The sequence below is a fragment of the Pseudomonas rubra genome, assembly GCF_028656935.1.
Classification (GTDB): Bacteria; Pseudomonadota; Gammaproteobacteria; order Pseudomonadales; family Pseudomonadaceae; genus Aquipseudomonas; species Aquipseudomonas rubra.
In genome coordinates this window covers 1-2,768 of record NZ_JAMDGZ010000105.1, presented here as the reverse complement: position 1 = coordinate 2,768, position 2,768 = coordinate 1, and the positions used below count along the sequence as shown (strand labels likewise).

2 protein-coding genes are annotated in these 2,768 nt (G+C 54.8%); both read left to right on the top strand.

The annotated features are described in order from the left end of the window. Positions 1 to 1,017 (top strand): acyltransferase family protein (locus M5G17_RS27400; protein ID WP_337993377.1); only part of this gene is annotated, 1,017 nt, incomplete at its 5' end. A gap of 725 nt (positions 1,018 to 1,742) precedes the next feature. Next, the coding region (locus M5G17_RS27395; protein WP_273895980.1) for a DUF2252 domain-containing protein at positions 1,743 to 2,768 on the top strand (1,026 nt) is incomplete at its 3' end.

Below are 2,768 nucleotides of genomic sequence, written 5' to 3'. Positions count from 1 at the left end.
TTGTTCGGAGCATCCCTAGCAGCATGGCTCGTTGTCCTCCATCACTACATGCAGGTGGCCTACAACTTCCAGCTCACTGACCCGATCTCCGTCGCGCTGCACAGATATGGAGCGATTGGAGTCGACCTTTTCTTCGTCATCAGCGGCTTCGTCATCTACCTGTCTTCAACTGGCAGAAAGATTACTCCCCTGATGTTTTCCGCCCATCGACTGGCGCGTGTAGCGCCCGCTTATTGGATATTCACGCTCGCGACCGCGGCGACTATAGCCTTTGTTCCCGGCATGGTCCCGTACACTCTTTTCGAGCCAATGTTTTTGTTGAAAAGTCTGCTATTCATCCCAACCCAGAACCCTACCGGCATCGGCTTCTTCCCAATGATGACTGTGGGCTGGACATTAAACTATGAGATGGCATTCTATGCGGTATTTTTAATTTCCCTGTTCTCCCCACAAAACCTGCGCCTCCCTGCATTGGTGGTTGGAATAGGCCTGCTTTATTGGCTGGCCCCGTCACTCGGCGGAGCGCTGGAATTTTACGGAAATCCTATTATATTTGAGTTCCTGCTTGGCGTTGCCATCGCCTGGGTCTACCAGCGAGGATGGGTAGGTAATATCAAGCCTGCCATCGCATGGGTGGCTACTGGCTGTGCATTAGGCCTTATCATTTATAATGGACAAGTAACACACCACCCAATCAAGTCTGGAATCCCCTGCGCAATTCTTGTTCTATGCGCACTTTCTCAAGAACGAGCCTTCCCCAAGTCCAGCCTACTCACTCGTCTTGGCGACTGGTCTTACTCCACCTACTTGTGTCACATCTTGATCATATGTGCAATGGTAAAGGCAGGTAGCATCTTCCACTTAGATCCTACTGTCACACTCACTGGGGCCATACTCGGGATTTTTATTGTTTCTGCTTTTAGTTTCCACGTCATTGAAAAGCCAATCTCCAGCCTAGTGAGGAATACTCGAAGCATCAACGCTAAGACATACCCCCAAAAGGAAGGTGTAAGGTGATATGTTGCACTGATTGAAAATCTGCCGCACCAACAATTCTCCCTGCGGACTAATCAACAAGGGGAGGTGTGAAAGCGCCACCGAACAGACGATTCTCATTTACACATCACAAACGCCTATCAAGAGACAGTGCTGCGCTCTCCTCGCCCTTGTGACTTCATTCCCATGAAGGGCCGATTGGGGTTCTTTGAGGTGCCGGAAGAACTGTAGCCGCGCGCCTACTTATCGGCGGCTAGTCGCAGAAATACCGGAGCCAATAGGCTTCCCGGCATGCACTGTTAAAGCTGATCCAGCATTCAGCACAGACCGCGTCGCTGGCGAAGTTGTCCTGCTCCGCCAGCCGCTTGATGAGTGCACCGTCATCGAAGGTATAGGTTTTCTCCTCGGCGGTGACCGTGAACCCTGGGTCGAGCCAGGTTTGCTGATTTGAACTTCCAAGCTACGCAATGTGCGGCGAGGGCACCCCAAGGATGGCGCTGACCACGTCCACTGGTCAGCTTTGAGGCATACATGGTGGAAACAGGCGTCTACTAGAGGTCATGCCCTCTGGCTCTACGCAGAAGACGCCAATCGAGGTATGCCGCCCATGAGACGCCTCCAGAAGATCACTCAGCAGCGCCGCCGGCAGTTGCATGTTCATTTGCCGCCCAGCGAATTGAACGAGGTGTTGTATGGCGATGGGACAGGCCGAGTGCGACAGGTCCGCGAAGTAGCAGGAAGAAGACTTGAGTTTGAAGGTTTGGCCAGGGGCAATGCTCCTGATGTCCTTTACCCACGCCACAGGTGACGACAGCATCATGGCATCTCAGAAAGGTTTTTCCCGCGAGGAGGCAGACAACAACGCATCGACTTCGGCGTTTCGTTCCCGAGAGGAGCGTGTCGCCAACGGTAAGCGACTGCGTGAACAGATCCCTCGCGAGGAGCACGCCAAGTGGAAATCACCCCGGCAGCGCGATGTCATCTCCATACTGGAGAAATCCAACCGTGACCGCCTTCAGGATTTAGTACCCATCCGCTACGGGCGGATGCTTCGTAGCCCTTTCACCTTCCTGCGCGGGTCGGCCGCGCTGATGGCGCATGATTTGGCTAGCGGACCGAATATCCGCGTGCAGGTACAGGCCTGCGGTGACTGTCACTTGCTCAACTTTGGCCTGTTCGCAACACCCGAGCGCAACCTGGTGTTCGACCTCAACGATTTCGATGAAACCCTTCCTGCACCCTGGGAGTGGGACATCAAGCGCCTGACCGTGAGCTTCGCCGTTGCCGCACGCGACGGTGGCGCTTCCGATGCCCGTGCACGCGAGGTTGCCGTTGCCTGCGTACGTGCATACCGCGAAAATCTGCGCCGTTATTCGAAGATGAATCCTCTGGAAGTCTGGTACTCGCGCCTTGACGCGCAGACATTGCTAGATGCAGCACCCGACGTGAAGGCGCGTAAGTTCCGTCAGCAGTTATTCGATCGTGCCCGCGAGCGAGTGATGGAAAGTGTCTTCCCGAAGATCGCAGGAGTGGTTGGAGGGCACCCGCGTATTGTCGATCAACCGCCGGTCATTCAGCACGTTAGCGACCCAGACTTCATGGCGCGCGCCCAACAGGGCCTGATTGACTATCGCCAAAGTCTTTCCGACGAACGCCGCGTGTTACTCGATCGCTATCGCCTGGTGGATGCTGCACTAAAAGTCGTCGGTATCGGTAGCGTCGGCACGCGGTGCTACATTGCTTTGCTATTTTCCCCCCCGTGTCAGGCTACT